Source organism: Acinetobacter colistiniresistens, assembly GCF_000413935.1.
In the GTDB taxonomy this organism is placed as follows: domain Bacteria; phylum Pseudomonadota; class Gammaproteobacteria; order Pseudomonadales; family Moraxellaceae; genus Acinetobacter; species Acinetobacter colistiniresistens.
Genome location: NZ_KE340380.1, coordinates 849,071 through 874,819, shown reverse-complemented (window position 1 = coordinate 874,819; position 25,749 = coordinate 849,071). Strand labels below are relative to the sequence as shown.

At 40.0% G+C, this 25,749-nt stretch carries 23 protein-coding genes, 1 tRNA gene and 2 pseudogenes; 8 read left to right on the top strand and 18 right to left on the bottom strand.

All coding sequences use genetic code 11. The features are described 5' to 3' along the window. Positions 1-119 precede the first annotated feature (119 nt). The gene (locus F907_RS06060; RefSeq protein WP_016652642.1) at positions 120-2,153 is read left to right on the top strand and encodes a TonB-dependent siderophore receptor; all 2,034 of its coding nucleotides are present in this window, start codon (positions 120-122) and stop codon (positions 2,151-2,153) included. 64 nt (positions 2,154-2,217) lie between these two features. Here the strand turns inward: F907_RS06060 and dapC are convergent, their stop codons facing one another. The 4 genes and pseudogenes from dapC to F907_RS0118080 all read right to left on the bottom strand — a co-directional run bounded on the left by dapC (position 2,218) and on the right by F907_RS0118080 (position 7,874). Continuing rightward, positions 2,218-3,387, bottom strand: coding sequence for a succinyldiaminopimelate transaminase (dapC, locus tag F907_RS06065; protein ID WP_016652641.1), 1,170 nt, complete (start codon positions 3,385-3,387; stop codon positions 2,218-2,220). 25 nt (positions 3,388-3,412) lie between these two features. Next, a complete protein-coding gene (gene glnD / locus F907_RS06070) occupies positions 3,413-6,076 on the bottom strand; it encodes a [protein-PII] uridylyltransferase (RefSeq protein WP_016652640.1) in 2,664 nt (887 codons plus the stop codon). Positions 6,077-6,147: 71 nt separating this feature from the next. Next, on the bottom strand, positions 6,148-7,365 hold the full coding sequence (gene purT, locus F907_RS06075) for a formate-dependent phosphoribosylglycinamide formyltransferase (protein ID WP_171068386.1): 1,218 nt from the start codon (positions 7,363-7,365) through the stop codon (positions 6,148-6,150). Between the two features lie 120 nt (positions 7,366-7,485). After that, positions 7,486-7,874, bottom strand: a pseudogene (locus tag F907_RS0118080) (tautomerase family protein). A gap of 188 nt (positions 7,875-8,062) precedes the next feature. Here F907_RS0118080 and F907_RS06080 point away from each other — a divergent pair. Together F907_RS06080 and F907_RS06085 are read left to right on the top strand one after the other, a co-directional pair. Further along, entirely contained in the window at positions 8,063-8,527 is a 465-nt protein-coding gene (locus tag F907_RS06080; RefSeq protein WP_081401942.1) for a hypothetical protein, read from the top strand. Positions 8,528-8,536: 9 nt separating this feature from the next. Further along, positions 8,537-9,040: a hypothetical protein gene (locus tag F907_RS06085; protein WP_016652637.1), complete on the top strand. Its 504-nt coding sequence runs from the start codon at positions 8,537-8,539 to the stop codon at positions 9,038-9,040. A gap of 127 nt (positions 9,041-9,167) precedes the next feature. Here the strand turns inward: F907_RS06085 and F907_RS06090 are convergent, their stop codons facing one another. Both F907_RS06090 and F907_RS06095 read right to left on the bottom strand, forming a co-directional pair. Beyond that, positions 9,168-9,485 carry a hypothetical protein gene (locus tag F907_RS06090; RefSeq protein WP_016652636.1) on the bottom strand — a complete coding sequence of 106 codons (318 nt, stop codon included), beginning with the start codon at positions 9,483-9,485 and terminating at the stop codon, positions 9,168-9,170. 209 nt (positions 9,486-9,694) lie between these two features. Further along, complete coding sequence (locus tag F907_RS06095; RefSeq protein ID WP_016652635.1) at positions 9,695-10,402, bottom strand: Crp/Fnr family transcriptional regulator; 708 nt, start codon at positions 10,400-10,402, stop codon at positions 9,695-9,697. 105 nt (positions 10,403-10,507) lie between these two features. Here F907_RS06095 and F907_RS06100 point away from each other — a divergent pair, with 105 nt between their 5' ends. After that, complete coding sequence (locus F907_RS06100) at positions 10,508-11,041, top strand: Mpo1 family 2-hydroxy fatty acid dioxygenase (RefSeq protein ID WP_016652634.1); 534 nt, start codon at positions 10,508-10,510, stop codon at positions 11,039-11,041. An 83-nt stretch (positions 11,042-11,124) separates the two neighbouring features. On the opposite strand, the gene ychF is transcribed toward F907_RS06100, so the two are convergent. From ychF to F907_RS06135, 7 genes are all read right to left on the bottom strand, one after another. After that, the gene (gene ychF / locus F907_RS06105) at positions 11,125-12,216 is read right to left on the bottom strand and encodes a redox-regulated ATPase YchF (protein WP_005271118.1); all 1,092 of its coding nucleotides are present in this window, start codon (positions 12,214-12,216) and stop codon (positions 11,125-11,127) included. 99 nt (positions 12,217-12,315) lie between these two features. Continuing rightward, on the bottom strand, positions 12,316-12,975 hold the full coding sequence (locus F907_RS06110; protein ID WP_005062303.1) for a methionine ABC transporter permease: 660 nt from the start codon (positions 12,973-12,975) through the stop codon (positions 12,316-12,318). Continuing rightward, the gene (locus F907_RS06115) at positions 12,956-14,026 is read right to left on the bottom strand and encodes a methionine ABC transporter ATP-binding protein (protein WP_016652633.1); all 1,071 of its coding nucleotides are present in this window, start codon (positions 14,024-14,026) and stop codon (positions 12,956-12,958) included. The genes F907_RS06110 and F907_RS06115 overlap by 20 nt, the downstream gene beginning before the upstream one ends. An 11-nt stretch (positions 14,027-14,037) precedes the next feature. Then, positions 14,038-14,868 carry a MetQ/NlpA family ABC transporter substrate-binding protein gene (locus F907_RS06120; protein WP_016652632.1) on the bottom strand — a complete coding sequence of 277 codons (831 nt, stop codon included), beginning with the start codon at positions 14,866-14,868 and terminating at the stop codon, positions 14,038-14,040. 35 nt (positions 14,869-14,903) lie between these two features. Further along, positions 14,904-16,316, bottom strand: coding sequence for an LLM class flavin-dependent oxidoreductase (locus F907_RS06125; RefSeq protein ID WP_016652631.1), 1,413 nt, complete (start codon positions 16,314-16,316; stop codon positions 14,904-14,906). Beyond that, complete coding sequence (locus F907_RS06130; protein ID WP_016652630.1) at positions 16,316-17,539, bottom strand: SfnB family sulfur acquisition oxidoreductase; 1,224 nt, start codon at positions 17,537-17,539, stop codon at positions 16,316-16,318. Before F907_RS06130 ends, F907_RS06125 begins: the two co-directional genes overlap by 1 nt. 10 nt (positions 17,540-17,549) lie before the next feature. Next, positions 17,550-18,761 carry an SfnB family sulfur acquisition oxidoreductase gene (locus F907_RS06135; protein WP_016652629.1) on the bottom strand — a complete coding sequence of 404 codons (1,212 nt, stop codon included), beginning with the start codon at positions 18,759-18,761 and terminating at the stop codon, positions 17,550-17,552. A gap of 359 nt (positions 18,762-19,120) precedes the next feature. On the opposite strand from F907_RS06135, the gene F907_RS06140 reads away from it, so the two are divergent. Both F907_RS06140 and F907_RS06145 read left to right on the top strand, forming a co-directional pair. Further along, positions 19,121-19,891, top strand: a complete 771-nt coding sequence (locus F907_RS06140; protein ID WP_005271107.1) for a glutathione S-transferase family protein — start codon at positions 19,121-19,123, stop codon at positions 19,889-19,891. A gap of 458 nt (positions 19,892-20,349) precedes the next feature. Further along, positions 20,350-20,820 (top strand): Lrp/AsnC family transcriptional regulator, encoded by a 471-nt coding sequence (locus tag F907_RS06145; protein WP_004661600.1) that lies wholly within the window; start codon positions 20,350-20,352, stop codon positions 20,818-20,820. 45 nt (positions 20,821-20,865) lie between these two features. Here the strand turns inward: F907_RS06145 and F907_RS06150 are convergent, their stop codons facing one another. Further along, positions 20,866-21,615, bottom strand: a complete 750-nt coding sequence (locus tag F907_RS06150; protein ID WP_016652628.1) for a YebC/PmpR family DNA-binding transcriptional regulator — start codon at positions 21,613-21,615, stop codon at positions 20,866-20,868. Between the two features lie 143 nt (positions 21,616-21,758). Beyond that, positions 21,759-22,304 (bottom strand): 1-acyl-sn-glycerol-3-phosphate acyltransferase, encoded by a 546-nt coding sequence (locus F907_RS06155; protein ID WP_005271106.1) that lies wholly within the window; start codon positions 22,302-22,304, stop codon positions 21,759-21,761. Positions 22,305-22,583: 279 nt separating this feature from the next. Between F907_RS06155 and F907_RS06160 the strand changes: the two genes are divergently transcribed. Further along, positions 22,584-22,660 (top strand) — tRNA-Ile (locus F907_RS06160). A 420-nt stretch (positions 22,661-23,080) separates the two neighbouring features. Continuing rightward, positions 23,081-23,482 carry a hypothetical protein gene (locus F907_RS06165; RefSeq protein WP_016652627.1) on the top strand — a complete coding sequence of 134 codons (402 nt, stop codon included), beginning with the start codon at positions 23,081-23,083 and terminating at the stop codon, positions 23,480-23,482. 25 nt (positions 23,483-23,507) lie between these two features. Here F907_RS06165 and F907_RS06170 read toward each other — a convergent pair whose 3' ends face one another. The 3 genes and pseudogenes from F907_RS06170 to F907_RS06175 form a co-directional block, all read right to left on the bottom strand. Then, positions 23,508-24,656 carry a catalase family protein gene (locus F907_RS06170; RefSeq protein WP_016652626.1) on the bottom strand — a complete coding sequence of 383 codons (1,149 nt, stop codon included), beginning with the start codon at positions 24,654-24,656 and terminating at the stop codon, positions 23,508-23,510. 179 nt (positions 24,657-24,835) lie between these two features. Next, positions 24,836-25,031, bottom strand: a pseudogene (locus F907_RS19395) (hypothetical protein); the annotation flags it as partial. A 315-nt stretch (positions 25,032-25,346) separates the two neighbouring features. Then, positions 25,347-25,640 carry a hypothetical protein gene (locus F907_RS06175; protein WP_005271099.1) on the bottom strand — a complete coding sequence of 98 codons (294 nt, stop codon included), beginning with the start codon at positions 25,638-25,640 and terminating at the stop codon, positions 25,347-25,349. Between the last annotated feature and the right edge of the window lie 109 nt (positions 25,641-25,749).

The following is a 25,749-nucleotide window of genomic DNA, read 5'->3' as shown; positions in this document are numbered from 1 at the left end:
ATGGTGCTTGAGTCTAGAAAACTATAAATTTACTAAGTGGCACAGATAGGTAAAAAATAGTGTAAAGCGTATCAATTCTCATTTATTATTCGATTTTTTAAAGTCGGCTGATAAAGATCATGGGTAGACAAATTAAGCCATTAGTGCTGATGATGGCATGTATTTCATGCTACGGGGTAAGCTCAGTTTACGCGGAAGAGTCTCAAGCAGAAACGCAGACTTTACCGACAATCGTTATTGTTGGTTCTGCTGCTAAAGCTGGCGGGGAATTACTGAAACAACCTCTATCCACCAGCATTATTGATGAGCAACAGCTGAAAGAGAGTGGCGCAGATAAACTAGATAATGCCTTATTTTATGAAGCTGGGATATTGGCACAACCTTATGGTAAAGATAATAAATCGCAATGGTTTAAGATCCGTGGTTTCGATGCCAGCCAAACACTAGATGGAACAGCCTTAGCACCCAATGGCTTCTTTGTTTGGGAACCTGAAATATATGGTTTGGAGCGTCTGGAAATTGTCAAAGGTGCGAGCTCATTTAACTATGGTGCATCTGAACCAGGTGGTAATGTCAATTTAGTATCAAAACGTCCCAAATTAGAGCCACAAGGTGAGGTCACTTATTCAGTTGGTAGTTTGGATAAACGTGAAATCGGTGCAGACTATAGTGGTGTAGTGACAGACGACTTACGATATCGTTTGGTCGGTTTGTTCCGTCAGGCTGATGGTCAGCAAAAAGGTTCAGAAATGGATCATTATTATGTTGCACCAAGTGTTGCATGGGACATTACAGACCGTACTCATTTCACTTTATTGACGAGTTTCCTAAAAAAAGATGGTGTGCCAACCTCTGGTTTTCTACCTTTGTATGGAACAATACTAGATACGCCTTATGGTAAAATTAACCCTAAAACAAATTTAGGCGAACCTGAAAGAGATTATTCGAAACTCGAACAAACTTCCATTGGTTATGAACTCTCTCATGAGTTTGAGAATGGTTTGATTGCAAGTCAGAACTTCCGTTGGGGACGCCTTGATTTAAATCAGCTCACCACATTTGCTTGGAGTTCTGATAATAATCGTTTGGCAAATCGTGGTTATTCTTATACCAATGGTACATCTGATACGTATTCTGTGGATAACCGTCTTGTTAAAGACTTTGACTTTGGTTCTGTTTCGAATAAAGTCATGTTTGGTATCGATTACCAACATAACAAAATTGATGGGGTGAATAACGGGTTTGGCTTTGTTCCTCAAATCGATATGTTTAATCCGGTGCATACGCCTGATTTTGCAGTAACAGGTTCCCCATACAACCTTAAAACAGAACAGCTAGGTGTCTATCTTGGTAACCAAACTAATTTTAACGATCTTATCGATGTTAATCTTGGGGTGCGTCATGACAAGGCTGAATCGACTGTGGATAATAGTAAAGCCTATGACGTTAATCACACCAGTTATAATGCAGGTGTAATGTATCATGCACCTATGGGTATTTCTCCTTATCTGAGCTATTCAACCTCATTTAGGCCATCTACAGGTAAAGATGGACAGGGACGCTTTTATAAACCTTATGAGGGTGAACAATACGAAGTGGGTGTTAAATATGCCCCAGACTGGATAAATGGACAAATTACCCTAGCGTATTTTGATTTAAAAGAGAAAAATGCCTTTGTTAGCGATGCTTCCAATGTGCAATCGCAGGCGGGTAAAAAAACCAATAAAGGTATTGAACTTCAGGCCGATCTAAATTTGACGGATAACTTGTCTACTCAATTGGCGTATACACATAATGATTCAAAACAGGATCTCGGTGGTGGGAAAACCATTCGTACGCCGTTAATTCCGAATGATCAAATTGCTGCAAAATTTAGCTATTTATTTACAGACTCAACTTTCATGAACGGATTGCGTTTGGGGGCTGGTGTTCGTTATGTGGGAAGTACCAATGATGAGCAGTATTATCCAGACTACAAAGTAAAGTCATATACTTTGGTGGATGCAATGGCTAGTTATCCGCTAAACAAGCAATTGGATGTACAGGTCAATGCAACCAATTTAACAAATAAACAGTATGTAAGTGCTTGTTCGTTCTATTGTTATTATGGTGCTGGTCGTTCAGTTGATTTACGCGTTAACTATAAGTGGTAAGCAGCATTAGATCTAAATAAGCAAAAGGCTAACTCCAATGGGATTTAGCCTTTTTATTGAAATTTTACAAAACTGCTTTCAGTCGTTTGACTACTTCTTCACATTGGGCTAAATCAGCCACTAAGGCCATTCTGACATGACCTTCACCTGGATTGCCTTGTTCCGTATCTCGTGACAAATAACGACCTGGTAAAACCTTAATATGTGCTTTTTCCATCAACATTTTGGCAAAAGTCTCATCGTTGTTCACTTTTAACCAATAGTAGAAACCGGCATCTGGTTTTTGTAAAGGCAATAAATGACCAAGTTCAGACTGGAATAAATCAAACTTCGCACGGTACTGCTGACGGTTTTCTTCAACATGTGCTTCGTCATTCCATGCCGCAATCGACGCCAGTTGATTTTGTACTGGCATCGCAGCACCGTGATAGGTGCGGTATTGCAGATATGGTTTTAATAAAGCCGCATCACCTGCAACAAAACCAGAACGCATGCCCGGTAAGTTTGAACGTTTAGACAGGGAATGGAAGACGATGCAATTCTTATAATCATCACGACCCATTTCGGCACAAACTTCTAAAAGCCCAATCGGTGCTTGATCAAACCAAAGTTCCGAATAACATTCATCCGATGCAATTACGAAACCATATTGGTCAGATAGTGCAATCAGTTTTTTAAACTGCTCTTTTGACAGAACCGTTCCTGTTGGGTTGCCTGGGGTACACACAAACAGTAATGCTGTTTTTTCCCATACTTCCGCAGGGACTGCATCAAAGTCACCGAGGTAACCATTTTCTTCGGTACAGTTAATAAAATAGGGTTTTGCACCTGCAAGCAGGGCTGCACCTTCATAGATCTGATAAAACGGATTTGGCATCACCACATAGGGTGAATCTTCACGTTTAATCAAGGCCTGTACAAAAGAGAAGATCCCTTCACGTGTACCAGAAACGGGCAGGATATGATCTTCTGCACTAATATGATTCAATTTAAAGCGATTGCTAAGCCACTGTGCGATACTTTGGCGCAACTCAGGCAGGCCTTTACTGTTTGGATAGGTTGATAAATGGGCAAAATTATCAATAATCGCTTGTTTAACGAACTCTGGGGCTGGGTGTTTAGGCTCACCAATCGATAAAGGAATCAACGGTAAATTGGCAGGTTGCACATCTTTAAAAAGTTGGTTTAACTTTTCAAAAGGATAGGGATGCAATAACGACAAGCTAGAGTTCATTTAAACAGTTACCAAACAATAAAATTTAAGACGGGTTACAAATTTGATTCGATGCTTCATCTAAAGCGGCTTTTAAGCTTTCCGCAAAAGTTTTCACTTCTTCATCGCTGAGCAAGACACCATTTTTCTTGGTGACAAAGAAAATATCTTCCGCACGTTCACCCAGCGTGGCAATTCTTGCAGAATGGATATCCAACCCTTGCAACATGAACAAACCACCAATACGCGCCAACAGACCCGGATGGTCGAGGGTTGAGATTTCAACCATGTGCTGCTGTAGCGTCGGGTTCAAGACAATATCCACGGTATTTTGTACATCAAAATGACGCAAATGGCGTGGGATACGGCGTTGCATGATCCCCGGGTATTGATCTGAATGGCTCAATGCATCGACTAAGGCTGCTTTGACTTTCCGTTCACGATCTGGGTCAGTCAGCAAAGTACCAAAACGATCAAGCACCAAGTAGGTATCTAAGCTGAATGAGGTTGAAGCGGTGATAATGCGCGCATCTTGAACATCAAGATTCATGCGATCCAGTACCGCAACCGTGGTGGCAAACAAGTTCGGTTGATCACGGGTATAGATAAAGATCTGAACCGCATCATCGGCCGCATTACGATGTGCACGTAATAATACCAAAGGTTCTGGATTATCGCCGTGTTGTAAAATCGCTTGAGTATGCCATGCAATTTCATTGGCGGATTCTTTGACAAAATATTCATCCCCCAGTTCTTGCCAGACTTTCTCAACTTCAGCGAGAGAGAAGTCATTGACCAAGAGCTCACTGGCAGCAAATTTAGTATCTTCAATCAGCATTTGATAATCAACTGGACGGCCCAAGCCTGAACGAATCACATCACGTGCATAGGTATATAACTGACGCATCAACGATGCACGCCACGTATTCCACAGTTTCGGATTGGTTGCGTTAATATCGGCGACTGTCAGCGTATAGAGATAATCGAGATGCTCCATATCACCGACTTTTTCGGCAAAGTCTTTGACTTCATCAGGGTCGGAAATATCTTTTTTCTGTGCAGTAAGCGACATCAATAAGTGATTGTTAATCAGCCATGCAACCAGTTTGCACTCACGTTCGGTAAATCCATGGGTACGACAGAATTCAATTGCATCCAGTGCGCCAAGCTCACTGTGATCACCGCCACGACCTTTGGCAATATCATGGAAAATCGCGGCCATATAGACGATGTCATGACGAGCGATACGCTGGAACACAGAGCTGACCACTGGGAATTCTTTGGCAAATTCAGGTTCTTTAAAGCGACTTAAATTGCGGAGTAATAATAAGGTATGCGCATCGACGGTATAAATATGGAATAGGTCGTATTGCATCAATCCTGTAATCTGTCCAAATGCAGGAATGTAATTACCCAACACGCCATAACGTTTCATCGCCACCATGGTGTCATATAAATGCGGTGAGCGAATAATCGACATAAATAAGGCTTGATGTTCTGGATTGTCACGGAAACGTTGATCAATCCGTTTTGCAGCAAGCACTAGCAGGCGCAAGGTACGGGCACGAATCCCGGTAATTTCAGGACGGTTAGCCAATAGATAGAACAATTCTAAGATGGCAATTGGTTCTTCTGAAAAGACTTTGTGGTGCTGCACTGCGAGTTTGCCATCGACAATTTTAAAACGTTCATTGATGTCGATGATATGACGTTCATAATCAGGCAGGCGTGGGGTAATCACCGATTCATTGAAATAGGCGAGTAGCATTTCATTCAGCGTTGAAACTTGCTGCGCGGTACGATAGTAGCGCTTCATGAACTGTTCAACGGCAAAATTAACAGGCTGACCTTCTTCACGCACATAGCCAAACTTTGCTGCGATATCACGTTGATATTCAAACAACAGACGATTTTCATCTCGTTTGGCTAAACGGTGTAAGTGGGTACGAATTTCCCATAAGAAACTTTCCGCTTCTTCCAGTACACCCAATTCAAACTCAGTAATAAAGCCTAAATGGACTAAATCATAGATGCGATTGACACGGAAATGACGTTTGGCGATCCAGCCGATTTGGTTGATATCGCGAATACCACCCGGTGCATTTTTGATATCAGGCTCTAAATTACTCTCAGTATTATTGTGTTGTGCGTAGCGTTTGGCTTGTTCTGCCATTTTGGCATCATAGAAGGTTTGATCCGTCCATGTTTGCGCAACAATACGGCGTGGCCATTTGGCTAATTGTTGATTGCCTGTAATGAGGCGGGCTTCAATCAAGGTAGTGGCAACAGTTAAGTCATTTATCGCTTGTTCGACACAGTTCTGAATGGTACGGACGCTGATGCCGGGTTTGAAATTACCGACATCCCATAAGGATGAAATAAAGGTCGAGATCAGTTTTTCTTGTTCTTCACTGATTTCATCCTCAGATAAAATCATGATATCGGTATCAGAATAAGGCAGCATCTCATGGCGGCCATAGCCACCGACTGCAAATAAACCCAATTCAGTTTGATCTAGGCCTGCGTGGTTCCAAAGGAAGATCAAAGCTTCATCTATCGAGTCAGAACGCGCGCCAATCACATCACGAATGGGCTGTCCATTTTCATAACTCTCCTGTAATTGCTTTTCTACATCCGTACGCCATTGGTTAATGGCTTGAATATCATGAAGACTGGTGACGTAGTTCAACAAAGGAGAGGTCTTGATCATAAAGCTGAGTCTTCTATCAAAGCCCCTCTAAATCAGAGGGGAAGTTGTAATGATAATCACCTAAGGTCATCTTAAGCGTTGGTTTGTACACTCACTTGGTCTGCAGCATGCTGTGCCAACTCACGTGCTAGATCGGTTGTTTCAGCACGGGCAGTTGCAACACCCATACGGCGACGTTTAAAGCCTTCAGGTTTACCAAATAGACGTAGGTCAGTGTTTGGATTGGCTAATGCAAGATTCAAGCCAGTGAAACTCAAGTTTTTGGCATCAACACCCGCATAAATCACTGCACTTGCAGCCACACTATGGCGTGCTGTGTTGACAGGTAAACCTAAGATTGCACGTGCATGCAATTCAAACTCACTTTGGAATTGCGAGGCTAAAGTCACCAAACCAGTGTCGTGTGGGCGTGGTGAGACTTCACTAAACCAGACTTTATCGCCTTTGATAAACAGTTCTACCCCGAAGATACCACAGCCCCCTAAAGCAACAGTGACTTTATTGGCAATGCGTTTGGCTTCTTGCAGCGCAACAGGCGTCATTGGTTGTGGCTGCCAGCTTTCGACATAGTCACCTGCATCTTGACGGTGACCAATTGGATCACAGAAATGTGTTTCAATTTCACCTGTTTCAGGGTTTTTAGCACGGACGGTAAGCAGGGTAATTTCAAAATCAAAATCAATCTGTGACTCAATAATCACCGTACCTTGGTTAACGCGACCACCTTGCATTGCATAGTCCCAAGCCGCATCTACGTCATCAAAACTCTTAACACGAGATTGACCTTTACCTGATGATGACATCACAGGTTTTACAAAGTTTGGATAGCCAATGTCATCACAGGCTGCACGGAAGCTTTCCAAGGTATTAGCAAAGCGGTATGCAGAGGTGGGTAGTCCGAGCTCTTCAGCGGCTAAACGACGAATCCCTTCACGATTCATGGTCAGATTGACGGCTTTAGCGGATGGAATCACTGTTGCAGTTTGGCTCTGTTCAATTTCAACGAGGACCTCGGTCGCAATCGCTTCAATTTCTGGAACAATTAAATTAGGTTTGATCTTTTCAATCAGTTGTTTTAATTCGGTTGGATCAGCCATATTCAGGGTATAAGCATAATGTGCGACTTGCATGGCTGGTGCATGATCATAACGATCTGCGGCATGAACTTCGACACCTAAGCGTTGCAAAGAAATCACAACTTCTTTACCAAGCTCTCCAGAACCTAACAGTAAAACCTTAAATGCAGAAGATTGAAGTGGAGTTCCAAGAGTGACGCTCATGCGAATAATCCTATCCTGAGTAATTTGTGTTTAAGCATAGCAGAACTTTTTACTGAATTAAGCCCGTATATCACAAAAAACATGGTTTTTGTTAGACAAAAAATAGCACTTGGGACGGCATTTGTCTGTTCAAACATTGACCTGATAATTGAGTTGTAATTCATCCGCATTTTGACCACGGATTCCCCAATTGCATTTTGGTGTTTCAAAAATTGTGATTTCAATGTCTTGGGGGAAATTCAACATTGCTGTTCAATGTTGGTGAAAATGCTTTGGATCAAGTCTTTTTTTGCTTCGATGCTTCTACCCTCAAACATCGAAATTTCGATAATGAGGTAGTACTGACTACGATCATTGGGATAAATAAAGTCTTCCATCGTTAAAGTAATAAAACGCTGAAATTTCTTTTCCATAGGATAATTTAAGTTTTCAACCAAAGCCTGATGGATTGCATGAGAAAGTTGAGGTCTAAACTGCTCAATCGTGGGTTGTAAGGCATAAATCTTGATGTGTGACATGCTGGTTTTCTTCCTTCTTGAAGTTTTAATTTTTTATATATGAGCAAGTCTGACTTTATGCTGAACAAGAAATATAAAATCAATTGTTTAGAATAAAAGGTAGGCTGCTGAGTAAATAAGTAACAAGCATTGAGAATTATTCCCAAATTGACTAGCATAATGGCCAAATGTTTCATCGGCAATTTGATATGTCTAATCCAAACTCTCGTATAGCTGCAATCTTGTTATGCAGTACTTTTTTATTGGCTGCTTGTGGAAACTCAAGTACTGAACCAAAAGAAAAGGTCGAAATCAAACCTGCGCCGAAACTGAATAATGATGCAACCACCTATGCCAATGCGGCTTGGAAGTTGATTAATGACATCGATCCGATTGTTTACAATAAACAGACTGCCGAGATTGAAGAGAAAGTCAGAAAACCTTTGCGTCAGCTCAGTACCGATTGGCGGATCAACGTTAAAATGACCGACTCGGTAACCGAAGGAAAATATGCACTTTGCCGTAAAGCACTGACCAGTCTGGATACATGGGCACGTGACGTAAAAGATAATACCAATGCATCAGCACAAAAACAGGCTGATTACGAGCGTGATAAAGCTCAATGTAAAGATGCGATTGATAATCCTGCTTTGGGTAATACTTCGCCAAAGTAGGAGTGAAAAATGTATCGTCGTATCTTATCGGTTTTCTTGATTCTATTTGGTTTGTTGGGAATGAACACCAGTTATGCCCAAGTAGATTTCCATCTTGTGTATCAGGTGCAAATGCCGAAGACGAAGCCTGTACATTTTTCTAATAATAGTTCATTTAGATTTGTGAGTCTGTCACCCTTCTTTAATGCCAATGAGTTAATGAATGCAAAGGCGATTCTTGTTGAAGGAAGGGCTGTTGTTGAAATTGAAATTTCAGCTTCTGCTCAGAAAAAGTTTAATCAGTTGGCCAACAGAAATGCACAAAGCCAAGATCAAGGTCTATTTGATCAGATGATTGGTTTAGGCGTTATGATTGATGGACAGCCTGCAACGGTTATACAAGGGGTTTACAGACCTATTTCAGATCGAAAATTATGGTGTTTCCTCATAAATGATCGCTTAGCCGCCAAGGAGCAATTGCGTCAGGCTAACAATATTGTGAAAAAAATGAAATTAGCCAAAGCTTCACAGTGAAATCATCTCGTTTGGAATTTATTCCAGCTTAGATTTGTAGCTTGAATAGTGGATGATAGAACGTCATTTCAATAAAAAAGCGAGATCAATAATCTCGCTTTTTAGTGGTTAAAGCTATTGCTTGAGCTTAAGGCGTTTTAACGGTTTTAGCTGCGTCTTGTTTCATTTGAGTCGTTGTCGTAGTCGCTGCTTTTTTGGTATCTGTTGCTGCTTTCATCGCTTCATGTTTGGTTGTATCTTTGGTTTTAACCGCTTCTTGTTTCGCTGTAGTGGTTGCTTTGGTTGTTTCTTTTTTGGTTTTCATTACACCAGTTGCAACACATTTTCCACCTTTATGATTTGGTCCTGTACCACCTTGGATTTGAGTTCCTTTCGGGCAGGCAAATGCGCTGGCACTTAATACTGTAAATAAGCCCGCTGTTAGAATAGTTGCGATTTTTCTCATGATTGTATTCTGCATTTTAGTAAGCGATAGTGCTTAGTCTTAATTTAGATGAGTTTATAAGGAAAAAGCACAATAATTTTGTGACATATTTTAATTTGTAAGTATCATTTTATAGTGAGATTTTTTCTTTTAATTTAGCTTTAAGATTAACGCGATATTGCGCAATTTAGCTCATAGGTCTGTTTAACAATAATACAAATCGCATGCTGCTATTGTTCTTTTATATACCCCACTGTCGCTAATTTTCTCAGTCGAACTATATCAATCACTTCAATTTTTTTAAAACCGAGACGGATGATGCCTTGTTTTTCAAATAAATTGAGTTCCTGATTTACAGTCTGTCGGGAGATTGTCAGCATATTGGCCAATTGGTCTTGAGAGATTTGGATACTAAAATCCTGAATCAGAGCCCGGTTACCATAGCCTTCTAAAATAAAGAGTAAGCGTTGTGCCAGACGTTGGCTAATGCTTTGGGTTTGAATTGCGATTTGCTCTAAAAACACATAGCGTAATTTTTGGCTGGTCAGCAAGGCGAAGTAATACCAGTAATACGGATTTTTAAGCAAAAAATCATTCAGTGGCTGTGCGGGGATTTTTAAGACGACACTTTTTTTCAGTGCAATCGCATCATGCGAACGGGGCTGCTGGTCAATCAGGGAAATTTCACCGAACCACATGATCGGTTCTGCAATAGCAGCAATCGCTTCATTGCCATTTACATCGATATAGCCCAAGCTGATTGAACCTTCTAGTACCCCATAAACACCATCGAACTTATCTTGCGCACTAAAAACGGCTGCATTTTTTTCAACGATCTGTTTCTTACCATACTCAATAATAAAATTCTGAAAGGGCTCTGCTAGATGACTAAACCATGAATTTTGCTGTAAATGTTGAATATAAATGTGATCTAACACAATTGTTCCTTTATAAAAATAAGTCCATTTGTCAGCTACATGACAACTTCGCTGCAATATTTCTTATAGATTAACAGTATAAACACATGAGATGAGGAATAAGAAATGACAAATTTGGAACGTCTACTCAGCCAATATGCGGCTTATCACTTAGATCGAAATAATATTGTGACCCATTTTGTGGGGATTCCTCTAATTGTTTTTTCTATTCTATGCTTAACCGCACGTGCCGGTGTAGAAATTTCCAGTGTTTCAGTCACATTGGCATCGGTACTAATTGTATTAAGTACAATCTATTATCTTTCACTCGATAAGCTATTCGGTATTTTGATGCTGATTTTATTGGTCTTGGCGTATCCACTGGCTGTGAAAATTGCGGCTTTACCAATGTGGAGTTGGTTTGGTGCGAGTATCGGTATTTTTGTGGTGGGTTGGGGCTTTCAATTCGTGGGTCACTATTTCGAGAAGAAAAAGCCAGCCTTTGTCGATGATGTGATTGGTCTAGCCATTGGCCCATTATTTGTACTAGCCGAATTTGTATTCTTGCTCGGATTCCGTCAGACCTTACATCAGCGCATTTTAAAAGAAGCACAAATGAAACGTGCTGAAATGGATATGAAGCCACAAACAGTTTCGTAAGCCATTTTTAAAGATTTAATTCTTGATAATAAAAAAACCGCCAATAAGATCCTCATTGGCGGTTTTTAAATCAGAACACTGACTTAGACGTTAAAACGGAAGTGTAAAACGTCACCATCTTGAACAATATAAGTTTTACCTTCTAAACGCCATTTACCTGCTTCTTTGGCACCGCTTTCACCGTTGTATTGAATGAAGTCATCATAAGCAACACATTCAGCACGGATAAAGCCTTTTTCGAAGTCAGTATGAATCACACCAGCCGCTTGTGGCGCAGTCGCACCGACTTTAACTGTCCAAGCACGAACTTCTTGTACGCCTGCAGTGAAGTAAGTTTGTAAGCCAAGTAAGCTATAACCTGCACGAATCACGACGTTTAGGCCTGGTTCTTCCATACCCATCGCTTCCAAGAATTCAGCGCGGTCTTCATCTTCTAATAATGAAATCTCAGCTTCGATCTGGTTGCAAAGGGGTACAACAATGGCATTTTCTTCAGCAGCAAGTTTTTTTACCGCTTCAAGATGTGGGTTATTTTCAAAACCATCTTCTGCAACGTTCGCAATATACATGGTTGGTTTAAGTGTCATTAAACCAAAACCGCGAACTGCTTTACGTTCGTCATCTGAAAGGTCAGCCGCACGTGCTGGTTTACCTTCATCAAGTAAAGGTTGAATTTTTTCTAATACAGCTTTAGTTGCAAGTGCTTCTTTGTCACCGCCTTTCGCTGCTTTAGTCAAACGTAACAATGCTTTGGCAACGGTATCAAGGTCAGCAAGTGCAAGTTCAGTGTTGATGGTCGCGATATCATCTAAAGGATCAATTTTACCATTTACGTGAATCACGTTTTCATCTTCGAAACAACGAACCACGTGTGCAATTGCATCCGTTTCACGGATATTGGCAAGGAATTGGTTACCCAAACCTTCACCTTTCGATGCACCAGCAACCAAACCTGCGATATCAACAAATTCCATCGTAGTCGGAATAACACGTTGCGGTTTAACAATCGCTGTAAGTTTGTCTAGGCGTGGATCTGGAACAGGGACAATGCCTGTGTTTGGTTCAATGGTACAGAACGGAAAGTTTTCAGCTGCAATCGCTGCCTTTGTTAATGCATTAAACAATGTAGATTTACCTACGTTTGGCAGACCAACAATACCGCAATTAAAACCCATGAAACCACTCACAAATGTGTTATTTAAAAATTGCTGCTGATTTTACATGAAAGCCATGACAAAGTCAGGTCATGGCGCGTGCGGATTTTTATTTCGGACTTAAACTTTGCGTTTATCGAGTTGTTTGGCAATATTATCGCCTGTGACTTGTACCAACATCACCAAGACAATCAGCACTAAAATTACCGCCAGCATGACTTGCATATCAAAACGTTGATAGCCGTAACGGTAAGCAATATCGCCCAAACCACCTGCACCAATCGCACCTGCGATGGCAGAGGAACTGATCATGGTCACAATGGTCACGGTAAAGCCTGCGACAATCCCCGGTAAGGCTTCAGGAAGTAACACATGCCAAAGAATCTGTTTACGATTACAGCCCATCGCTTGTGCTGCTTCAATCAGACCTTGATCCACTTCACGTAGGCTGACTTCGGCAATACGGGCAAAGAACGGAATAGCGGCGATGGTTAAGGGCACAATCGCAGCCAATACGCCATAGCTGGTGCCAACGATCCAACGGGTAAATGGAATCAATGCCACCATTAAAATCAGGAAGGGCACAGAGCGAGTGATGTTAATGACCCAGCCCAAAGGCTGATTAATTTTCTTGGATGGGTAAATCCCAAAATCTGCGGTACTGACCAGAATCAAGGCAATCGGCAGACCAATCAAAAAGGCCAGAATGGCTGAAACACCGACCATGATTAAAGTATCGGTCGTACCCGTCAGTAACAGATCAATGAGTTGATTGTACATAACCGATCACCTCAAGTTGTGTTATTGCATGATGTTTTTCAAAGTGGGGGAGAGTTAAATCAAATGCCGAAGTGGGAACCCCGATAATCAATGAGCCAATCGTACGTTGCTGAACGCTATTAATTTGGCTGTGGTAAACTTGAACTGGACTGTTAAATCCATCCAGTAGTTCATATAGATCGGGCACCGATTTCGATTCACTGACATATTTCAGTTTTAAAATCTGATGGGTACTCTCAGGCAAAATGGTTTGACTCAGTTCAAAGGGTAAATTCACCTGTTCAAAATTGAGTAATTCTTGTGTGATTTGTTGTTGCGGATTGGAAAATACCGACCAGACTTGTCCAGACTCAACGATTTCACCTTGATCAATCACGATCACCTGATCGCAAATCTCTTGAATGACTTGCATTTCATGAGTGATCAAGACAATGGTTAAACCGAAGTCTCGGTTGATCTGTTTTAATAAGGCCAAAATATTGGCCGTGCTTTCTGGGTCGAGAGCTGAGGTCGCCTCATCACAGAGCAGGATTTCAGGCTGAGAAACCAAGGCTCGGGCAATGCCCACACGTTGTTTCTGCCCACCAGACAATTGAGCAGGGTAATCCTCTCGCTTTGCTGCTAATCCAACCAGCGTCAGTACCTCACTGACCCGTTGCTCTATTTCGGCCTTGTCATAATCGGCAATACGTAGTGGTAGCGCCACATTTTCCCATACGGTTTTTGCAGACATCAGATTAAAATGCTGAAAAATCATGCCAATTTTCTGCCGAGTTTTGATTAACTCGGCATGACTGAGTTCAGCAATATTCTGCTGATGAATCAAAATACTGCCTGTATCAATCGACTCCAGACCATTTAAGGTACGCAGCAGGGAGGATTTACCTGCACCACTTTTTCCGATAATCCCGACAATCTGTGCTTTAGGAATATCCACATTAATGTCTTTTAATGCATGTAAGCGTTGGCCCTGTACCTCATAAAACTTATTTAAACCACGGATTTTCAGATGTGGAACTGAAAAATCAACTTGTGCACCAAAACTCACCATCATCGTTCTCCTTATTTCCAGCCTGGGAACCACAACGTTGGACCAAAATCACTATCCAAGGCTGCTTTGACTTTCGGTGAGTTTTGATAAATTTCGACAAACTTCTGTAGTTTGTTGTCTTTATCCTGATAATCATCACGCACCACAAATAAAATCGCATAACGCTTATTGGTATTGTCATCAAACAATAAGGCACTTTCAGGATCAGCCGTTTTGGCTAGACGTAGGTAATGTGGATACCCAAACGCCAGATCAACATCATCAATGGCACGTGCAGTTTGTGGGCCTTCAACTTCGGTAAATTTCAAGTTCTTCGGGTTTGCAGTAATGTCTTTCAGTGCAGAAAGGTAATTATTGCTGTCTTTCAGTTCAATCAGCTTGGCTTGTTGCAGCAACAATAAAGCACGACCTTGATTCACAGGATCATTCGGAATGGCAACTGTTGCACCATTTGACAGTTCATCAAAGCTTTTATATTTTTTTGAATACAGTCCGACATGCGATGCTGCACCTGCCGCAAATGATTTTAATTTAAAGCCTGTTTCTTTAATGGCATTGTCCAAGAAGGGCTCATGTTGGAAAAAGTTTGCATCAATATCACCATGATTTAGTGTAATGTTCGGCGTATTCCAATCGGAAAACTCTACCAATTTGACATTTAAACCCTGCTGTTTGGCTTCATCCGCAGCGACTTGTAACGGATGTGCAAAAGACGGACTAATCCCAATCACCAGTTCACTGCTGTGGTTCTGTCTTTGTTTATTCCAAATCAATAAGGCAATAATCGCAACAACAACGACAAGGCCAATACCCAACCATTTTTTAGAGGCTGTTTGAGCCATATATTTCTCCAATTCTATTCTTAAATGTTTAAATGCTAAGCACTAATTTCTTCAATTGTTTTTAAGTCATGTGTGTTGTTCTGCGCTCTACATCGAAACTGATCGGCAGGATGGCTTGCAGCTAAATGATCCCCTTGGGCAAACAGTTTATTGCGTAATGAACCTGTGGCATATTCAGTTTTATAACGTCCACGTTGCTGTAACTCTGGAATCACCAGTCGAATGAAATCATGGTGTGATTCAGGTGCAACGGTACGAGTCAGGTTAAAACCATCGATACCAGTTTGATCGAGTAGCTCAATCAGATATTCTGCAACTTCCGTAGCACTCCCGACAATCAGCGGATAACGTCCACCCAAAACATGCTGTGCTTTTAAGTCATTCTTGCTGATGCGCTGTTCTTTAAACTTCTCATTGACTGAGGCAATGCTATTGCTCTTTTGATAAGGAATCGCTTCATCATCTGCAAACTTGGCAAGATCAAGGCCGACTGAACTGGCATAATGCGCTAAACCTGCTTCTGGGCTGGCATATTGGCGATATTCAGCCAGTTTCTGTTGAGCAAGTTCATGTGTTTCAGCCACAACGACGGTAATGCCGACAAAGATTTTAATCGCATCTTCATCTCGACCTTGCTGTGTTGCTTGTAGTCGTATCTTATTAACTTGCTGACGAATTTTATCAGGCTGATCACCACCAATAAAAATACATTCTGCATGACGTGTGGCAAATTGCAGACCTTTCGGTGATGCACCTGCTTGGAAGAGTGTTGGAGTACGCTGTAGTGACGGCGCAACCTGAAACACCCCTTGGCTTTGGTAATATTGGCCTTGATGATTGATCGAGTGGACTTTATTTGGATCGGTAAAAATACGCTGTTGCTTATCTTTCTTTAAGGCGTCATTTTCCCAAGAGCCTTCCCAATATTGATAGCAAAGCTGTAAAAATTCCTCGGCCTGATCATAACGGGCATCGTGGTCTTTCAAGCCTTTTTGCCCAATTAAGTGTTCAGCACTGTCCAAATAGCCTGTGACAATATTCCAGCCCAAACGACCTTGGGTTAAATGATCCAAACTGGCAAAACGCCGCGCAAATTGATAGGGCTGTTCATAGCTCAGATTGACCGTGACACCAAAACTCAAATTCTGCGTGACCAAGGCCATTGCCGAAATCAGGGTAGAAGGGTCATGGCTTGGCAATTGAATGGATTCTTTTAGAGTCAGCTCGATCCCATTTTGATAGACATCATAAACACCGGTAATATCCGCGAGGAATAAACCATCAAAAAGACCTTGTTCCAGCGTTTGGGCTAACTCAGTCCAATAACTCAGTTCATTAAATCGATGTGATTGATCACGCGGATGGGTCCACAAACCATGATTGATATGACCGATACAATTCATATCAAAAGCATTTAACAAGATTTTTTTAGCAGTTGTTTGGCTCATTACAACGTCCCCCGACGTGGAGGCAGAACGCCATTCAACACATAATTACCAATGAAGTAATATTTCCAGCGTGCAGCATCATGCAAGGTGTGTACACGTGCATTACGCCAATGACGATCCAACCCATCAGCACGTTGACTGCCACGACTACCCGCTAACTCAATCAGTTTCGATGATGCCTTTAATGCGGTTTCGGTACTATGTGCACGAACTTTGGCCACATCAATTGAGGCTTTGGCTAAGGTCTCTGCATTGAGATCCTGTTTGGCAATATCTACAGATCGAGCTGCTTGTTTCAGTAAAAGTTCACTGGCTTTGACATCGGTTGCCACACGACCCAGTTCAGACAGGGTTAACGGATCTTGCGTCGCAGATTCAATATTGGCATCAATCCAAGGACGCGCCACACGCACACGTTCCAGTGTTTCTTCAAAGGCAGCACGGGCAATGCCGACTTCAATCGCAGCATGCATGATCTGGGCAAAGGGGCCAACTAGAGACAGTTGCTTAAAGGCGGTATCAAAAGGAATCACATCCTCTTTGGTAACAAAGACCTGATTAAATTTAACTGTGCCGCTACCCGTGGTGCGTTGCCCAAAACCAGACCAGTCATCAATCAGTTCTAAGCCTTGGCTGTCGCGTTGTACAAAAGCCAGAAACTCATTGCCTGTTTCATCAACCACTAAAGTAGGAATACGATGTGCAAACAAGCTGCCTGTGCAATAAAACTTTTCCCCCTGAATCAGATAGCCATTTTCGCTTGGAATCAATGTGGTTTGCTTATGGGCAGATGTGCGGGTTTTAAATTCAGCCAGTGCATTACCAAAACGAGCACCGTGTAAAACCTCTTGATAAAGACGTTTCTTTTGCGCTTCTGTGCCTGTATTTCGTAATACTTCCAATGCATAAAAGTGATTTTGTGGAATTTGCCCAATCGAGCCATCCGCACCGCTAAACAGGGCAATGACTTTGGCTACAGTCAGGCTGGAAACTTCTGCACCACCATACTGCTTAGGTACAGTAATCGCCCATAAACCTGATTGACTATAGGCTTCGATTTCAGTAAACGGCAAGTTTCGATTGGCATCGCGTTCAACCGCTGCTTGTTTAAACTGCTGACTCAGTTGCGTGGCAATTTCAAGAGCTTCGGCATCGCTTTGAATGATATGCGCTGCTTTAATCTGGGTTTTGGCAAAACCTTGCAATTCTTGGTATGAGGTCATGGTTTACTCCTTAAATCCAGGCGTGGCGGGCAGGGTGGGTACCATTGAGGTAATAGTCACCGATAGGATGGAATTTCCAACGCACAGGATCATGTAGGGTATGCACACGGGCATTGCGCCAGTGTTGATCAAGATTATGTTGGCTCAGGCTGGCACGGCTGCCACCAAGTTCGAGCAGCTTTTCGGAGATATGCAGAGCAGCATCATTGGCATAGATTTTTGCTTCTGCTACTAAAATAGAAGCGCGCGCGGCTTGCTCGGCAGAGATTTCTGTAAGTTGATCTAGTTCATCCAGATATTCAGCAGCATCATCCAGTAATAAAATCGCTGCATCGAGCAAGATATTGAGCTTGCCGACTTCTTGTAGGGTGTAATGTTCTTCACTGGCTTTTTCTACGCCTGCATCAATAATTGGGCGGGCTTTACGAATGCTAGACAAAGTGTCATCAAAGGCTGCTTCGGCAATGCCGACATCAATGGCAACTTGTAAGAGCTGAGAATATGCACCACGAACATTGGGAGTATCGGCAATAATGCGCTCATCAAAAAATAAGGCAGGATCAGCAGCCACGTTGTGCAGCTTTACCGTTCCACTGGCTGTAGTACGTTGACCAAAGCCATTCCAGTCATTAATGACCTCAACACCAACGGCATGTCGATCAACGATCGTCAATACGGTATAACCATCTGGATGAAGTGCTCGAATCGCTAACCAATCCGCAAAGCTGGTTCCAGTCGAGTAAAATTTTTCCCCATTTAAAAAGTATTGACCATTTTCCAACCTTAAAGTGGTTTGAATGGCTTTGGTATCTTTGGAATTTTTTTCTGGGCCACCATTGGCGATACGTTTGCCTGCCAAAATTTCAGCATAGATAAACTGCTTTTGTTCATCTGAACCTGTGATATTAATAAAATTTAAAAGACCAAATTGGTTTTGTGGAATTTGTCCAACATTGGCATCGGCTTTAGTTAAAATACGAAACACATGGGCCAAGGTTTTGTTCGAGACAAAGGCACCACCATATTGTTGCGGTACACGGATTCCGCCAAGGCCTTTTTGGCTAAACTGAATGATTTGTTCTGTCGGCAAAATCCGATTTTGATCACGATGATTGCGATCTTCTAATGCAAAGTCAGCAACTTGATAGGCAGCATTAATGGCCTGCTGATCATTTAAAATCAGTTGTGTTTGAGCTTGAATCACTGATTGATTACTGGACATGTGAGCACCTCTAATAGATAAGAGACACTTTACAAAAGTTTTACTTTTCCACTAAACCATCAGTTATGCCTTGTATATCACAATAATTTCTAAGCATTTATTATGAGAAAAATAACAGAAAAGTAGATATTAAATACTGATTAAAAAACATAAGCTTAGAACTATTGGTTCTTTGTTAACTCATGCGAAAAGTCTTTTTCTATGAAATAAAGGAATAATCTCACCACGAATATTTATAAAGCAAACTCGCCGAAATTATAGAAGATCGAGCAAAAAGGACATTGTATTCATTCACTTTTACTTCTACAGTAGGGAAAACCTTATGTTTGATCGAGTAGAAAAATAAATTTGGAGAGTCTATGCGGGTTTTATACCAATTTCCTTTGTCTCACTATTGTGAAAAAGCTCGCTGGTTGCTAGATCATAAGGAATTGGACTATGTGGCACATAATTTAATTCCTGGTTTTCACCGTGCTTTTACCTATCTAAAATCTGGGCAATATTTATTGCCAATGTTGAAAGATGATAAACACTGGATTGCCGATTCAACGCAAATCGCTTTATATCTGGATAGCACCTATCCAGAGCATGCTTTATTGAGACGTGATGAACAGTTGCGTGAGCAAGCCTTAGCAATTGACAAGTTAGCCGATGAACTTGGTGTCCATGTCCGTCGCTGGTCATTGGCGCATGCATTGTCAGTGGGTGATCATCCGCTTGAAATCATGATGGGCGAGCAAGGCTATTTACGCCAGTTTGAAAAAATTTCTAAGCCGATCTTAAAAAGTCTGGTTTCGACCAACTATAAGTTGAATCCTGAGCAAGTGACCGAGTCTAAGCTCAGAATGACTGAGTTGATTACTGATCTGAATCAGCGTTTGATTGATAATCAAGGCCGTTATATGGTCGGTGATCGTCTGGGCTTGGCCGATATTGCGGTCTGTTCTATTCTTGCGCCGTTATTGGTGATTAAAGGCACACCATGGGAATTGGAGAATGATGATAATGAGCAATTTAATGGCGAATTGAAACAATATCATGATTATTTATCTGATTTGCCGATTGGACAATATGTACAGCGTATTTATGCCACTGAACGAAACGCACGGGTCGATTGGCGTGGTTTATAAATGATTTTTTGAGTTAAAAAAGCCCTGATTATTGAATTGGGGCTTTTTTATGGGAAATAAAATAGAAAAATGACCAATAAAGTAAAAAATTATTGATGAATAAAATTAATTTTTAAAAGAAAATTCGTTTTAAGCAGAAAATATTAGAAATTATTGCCAAATTTACTTTAAAAAAACTGAAAAGAGGGAAATAATTATAAAAAGGCTTTGTTATCTTATGTTTCAGGGTGTGATGGGGATCGAAACGAGTTGCTCAACTATTGGGAGATCAGTTGAACAGTTGCTCAAAAGGTCTTGTTTCGGCTTTGAGACAGAGATAAATCAAAAGTTTATCGGAATCATGTTTGCGTTATCCATGCAGCATTGTCAAAAGTTAAACGAATGTTTTCCCTTGACCCTTAAAAATTACTGAGTGAACAGTTCCGATAAAAACATAAATTCAGAGTGAGAACTGTAGAATGGAATTAGATCGTTTTGATAAACAAATTCTTGAAATTTTGACCCATGAAGATGTCAATCTGAATGAGCTATCAGAGCGTATTAATCTTTCGGTGAGTTCAGTGCATCGCCGCATTAAAAACTTGATTGAATCTCAAGTGATGGGACAACTGAAACGGGAAATTAATTTTAATAAATTGGGTTTTAGCTTACATATTCTTTTACAGGTTTCATTGAGCAAACACGATAGCGAAACCTTTGATAAGTTCTTACAAGAAATCGAAGATATTCCAGAAGTCACCAATGCCTTTCTTGTGACAGGGCAAAGTGCTGATTTTATCTTGGAATTGGTGGCACGTAATATGGATGACTATAGTGAAATTCTATTACGCCGTATTGGTAAAATCGACAGTGTGGTTGCGCTGCATTCAAGTTTTGTGATCAAAGAATATAATGTATTTAACTGCTATAAACTTTTAAATAAGCTATAAAAAAAATGCATCTAAAAAGATGCATTTTTTAAGGATCTCAATGAATTAAGCATCAAGTTGCGTTAATACATCTTCAGAGAATTCAACGTTGGTATAAACGTTTTGAACATCATCAAGATCTTCAAGCATATCAATCATTTTCATGATTTGTTTGGCTTGATCAATATCATTGATTTCAGCTTTAGTCGATGGGCTCATCACAACTTCAGCATTGTCAGATTTTAGACCTGCTGCTGTAAGTGCATCTTGAACATCACCAAAGCTTTCTGGGCTGGTAATGACCAAGATACTCTCTTCATCGATCTCGATATCATCAGCACCTGCTTCTAAAGCAACTTCCATGACTTTGTCTTCTAAAGAAACATCTTCAAAAGAAATTTCGCCGCGTTTGGTAAACAGGTAAGCCACCGAACCATTGGTTCCCAAGTTACCATTGGTTTTAGAGAAGCAATGACGAACATCTGGAACAGTACGGTTTAAGTTATCGGTCATGGTCTCAACGATAACCGCAACACCACCAACACCATAACCTTCATAGGTGACTTCTTTTAAATCATCATTATCTTCACCACCCGCACCACGTTGGATTGCACGGTTGATGGTGTCACGTGTCATATTTACAGAAAGTGCTTTTTCAACAACAGCACGTAAACGTGGGTTGCTTGCAGCATCTGGCCCGCCCAAACGTGCAGCGGTTACGATTTCACGGATGTATTTAGTAAAAACTTTACCGCGACTGGCATCTTGTTTAGCTTTACGATGCTTAATATTGGCCCATTTAGAATGACCCGCCATGGAAGTAACTCCAAAAAATAAAACTTAAAAAAAAGTGCAGGAATATTAGCATAGCGATGGTTTTGTTGAAAACTACTGTCGCTCATATTCAAAATTTAAAATCTTGATCTGGTATCAAAGATTGATCAAATAGGCTAGATCTTTTAGTTAATTTTGACATCAATGTCGTATTCAGCATAAAGCGCTTTGATTTTTTCCAGATCTTGTTGCAGATCGGATGGATAAATTTTCCCTAAAATGCCGCCTTTCTTGGTACGGGCATTGGCATACATCAAAATAATGGGCACATTGGCTGCTTTGGCAATATGCCAGAAACCTGTACGAATTGCTTTGCGTTCTTCACCATCTTTGGCGCGTGTAGCTTCAGGTGCAATTACCAGATTAAAGCTATCATTCTGATGAAACAGTTCAACCATTTGTGTCACGATATCTTTATTGGCTTTACGGTCAACAGGGATGCCACCCAAACGTTCTAAAATTGGTTTTAATGGGCCTTTAAACAATTCTTTTTTGATTAAGGTATGAATTTTAAGCTCTAAAATTTCAAATAAGGCGAGGGAGAGGATGGTATCTAAGTTGGAGGTGTGCTCGAAGCCGATAATGACCTGTTTCTTTTCTAAAATGGCTGGATCAACCTTATATTCCCAACCTGTTGCTTTAAAAATAGATTTTCCTAAAAATTTTTTCATGTTTATCATCATAGGCTTTGAGTCGCAGCAGTGTAATACGACTTTTCAGGAAAATACATATCCGAAAATACCAGATCAAAATAAATTTAGATGTCTTATTAATGATCAAAATAGTGCAATATGATCTTTACTCAAGCTGTAAAGATCAGATAGAATCAGCGCAGTTTATGATTTTTAACATTATTTTAGTAATTTGATAAAATCATCTGCTTGTAATTTAAGTTAAATTTTACTAAGATCAGGCAGCATTCATCATATACACAATATGATTCAAGTTTAGGGCCTATAGCTCAGTTGGTTAGAGCAGCGGACTCATAATCCGTTGGTCCCGTGTTCAAGTCACGGTGGGCCCACCATATAAAACAACCACTTAGGTGTACTAATCCTAAGTGGTTTTTTAATATTAAAATCCATGTAAGCAAAAAAATAATATAGCTAAGTCATCTGCATACCCAATCATCTTAAAAATAGCCGAAAAGTAAAATGACGGAATCAATGAGAAAAAGACAAAGTTGTATTCGTGAATGATTTAAAACTGTCTAAGTATGCGGATGTATATCAAAAATCTCTAAAATAAAATTTATTGATTTCATCGAATAGAGTGAATCCATTCAGTGATTTAATCGAAAACTTGAATTCAAATTTAAAATCGGGCTCGCTTTGATTTAATTTATTATCTCTATATGCATTTTATTTTGTCATATCACATTATTTTTGTTATCTTACACTTTTTAATTTTATAGATTATTTAAGTGAAGAATGTCTTAGCTTTCACCATGATGTTAGGTTTGTTGGGGTGTGAAAGTTTTGAAGATTATAAGAGCAAAGACTCTAATATTGTTGCGACTTTAGAACCATATATAATTGAGAATAATAATCAAGATAATGAGCGAGATTTGAGTAAAAGCTCTTCTTTTATTCGTCACTCTGAAATGAATTTAAATAAGGAAAAGCTGATTGAAAAGTGTAAAAAACTAGTACTTTCTAATGTTACAAAGAAAAAGACAGTTAGTTTTAATGATAATTTAGGCAGTAATTATTACATAAATCAAAATAGTGGGGACATTTATCTTTATTTAGATTTCTGTGCTGAGAATCAGTTAGGCAACGCTCAAGAGTTTAAAGGGAAATGTATATTCTCAATAGATGGTCAGCGTAAAGTTTATATCTTTGAATAGATGGGCCATTAATGCATAGAATGGCTCATAGCGGCTCTTTTCTTGGCACCGCATTCATCTCATGTCGAACAGTACTAATCTTCTCGTAAATCACTTTACGTAATCTATTGATCGCGCCTAAAGGTTTATGCTCAGGGAGAGAATGCCACGGCGTAAAAGAAAGATTTTCACAAAATGTATTTTGATCTGGTGTATCAAAAACCTGTTTGGGTATATGAATTGTTGCTACTTGATAAAAAGGGGCTTGTGATTCCTTCCACTCAGTCATGGAGTCTTCTATAAGCATTTTATTAGATGTTCTTGGCTGTATTAGAAACTCCATACATGCATCATCTTTTTCTAAACTATCTCGAAGCGCTATTCTTAAAAAATCATGGCTCGGGTTATTAGGGATGGGAGTTAAATGTTGAGTACAGGGCCTTGCCGAATATTTTACAGCTTGGCGCTCGTTACCTAATCCTAACTGATAAGGTACCATTGACCAATATCGGGCTTGTAATGGATTGGAAATTCTCGAATTATTGGCTCTAACTGCATTGATCGTTCCTTGAAAGCCTAAAGCAAAAGGGATCTGTAATTTTTTGAACATACTTTTGCTATTTACATCCTCTATAAAAGATAAATAGCGCTGAGGGTCGTTCACAAAAAATACCGGATGGTTAATCATAATAAAGTCTTGAGTCATTGCTTGATCATCATTTTCCATAATCTTTTTACCCGGAACGCCAAGAATTTTTATCGCCATGCCGCGTGCATCGTTCTTATTATCAGCTTGTGTGGCATCTCCTGACGCATTGGAAAAACGAATCCATGCGGAGTATGTTTTGTCTGCTATAAAAATACCTTGGGCTAAGTTTGTTGGTAATGATTTTGAAATATGGAACTCTGCTCGGACACAGCCATGAGCTTTAGGGTGTGCATCTCGTAGAGCATGTCCTGCAGTGTACTGTGTGCGGATACGCTGTTCAATTTGCTCAGATATTTGTTCAGCCAGAATATTTTCGTTTGGTTGTAACTTTTCACCTAATTCTGTATCAATGCTTGGATAAGAGATTTTATGGGTATTGGCTAAACTTTTTGATTTCAGAGGATGAACACATCCACTTGTACTGATCAGTATTGGCGTTATTGTGAGTAATAAACTAAAACGTATGAATGGGATAAAATCTAGCATTGATATGCGCCTTAGCGTAAACCGTTGAGCAACGTATTTATATGAGTGAAATGAATATGAGTAGGGTGATGATCTAATTGATCTTTCTGCCCATACTACTCATTGAGTTTATCTTAATCATTGATCGTTTAATGTACTCCGATATTTGAAAATAAGCCGATACACAGTTTCTCAGATCAATCATTACGGATAATGAACTCAGCTGCGGCTATTCCATGTGGTTTAAGCAAGATAGGCCACAAAGCAGGGCATTGACCTTTAGCGATTCTTCCTGCTTGTACCATATTCACAAACATAGCCTAAAGATTGAATAGAGTCTTGGGTGCAATCAACGCAAGCAGCATTGTTGTGTGAATCGGATTTTAAATGATCCATTTTTTGTCCTTATCATTTTAAAGTATTTTTATTTTGATCAGCTAAGAAATTATAGAAAATATTTTAGGTGGTCAATGTGTGTTCAATAGAAGATGTGAAATACTTTTTTCTATTTTATTAAATTTATTGTTAACTTCTGCTTAAGTTACTCAGTTAACAAGATGAACATTTGAAATTTGAGTATGTATTAACTAGAACTAAATGAATGTCTGGCTTTGTTAAATATTATTATAAGGTTGATATTACAGTGACAAGTTGAATGTGAACCAAGTATTTAATGTTAATTAGTTCACATCTTAATGCACAATCTATTAACTAGTAGTAACTTGCAATAATGACTGCATTCTTTTGGTCAGGAAATCGTTCAATACTGATGTCTGTTGTTGTATTTTTTTGAGTATTCGGATTTAAATCACTGAGCGAAATCAATTGGGAATCAATCTTATCACGAAGCGTATTCAATTGATGACAATCGTTGGTTTGAAGTTGCTGAGAGCAAGTATCTTCTACAATACTTCCATTCATCTGGATTGTGCTTGCTGAATATCCCACAGAAGCAAATGCCATTAATGATAAAAGTAGGGCAGATTTATAAATATTGTTATACATGTTTATTGCCTTTATAAAATGCATTAAGTATTAATAAACACGAAATTTATTATTAAAGCAATCTTAAAAAATGATATTGATTAAATAGTTGATTTAAGTGTGATCTGTT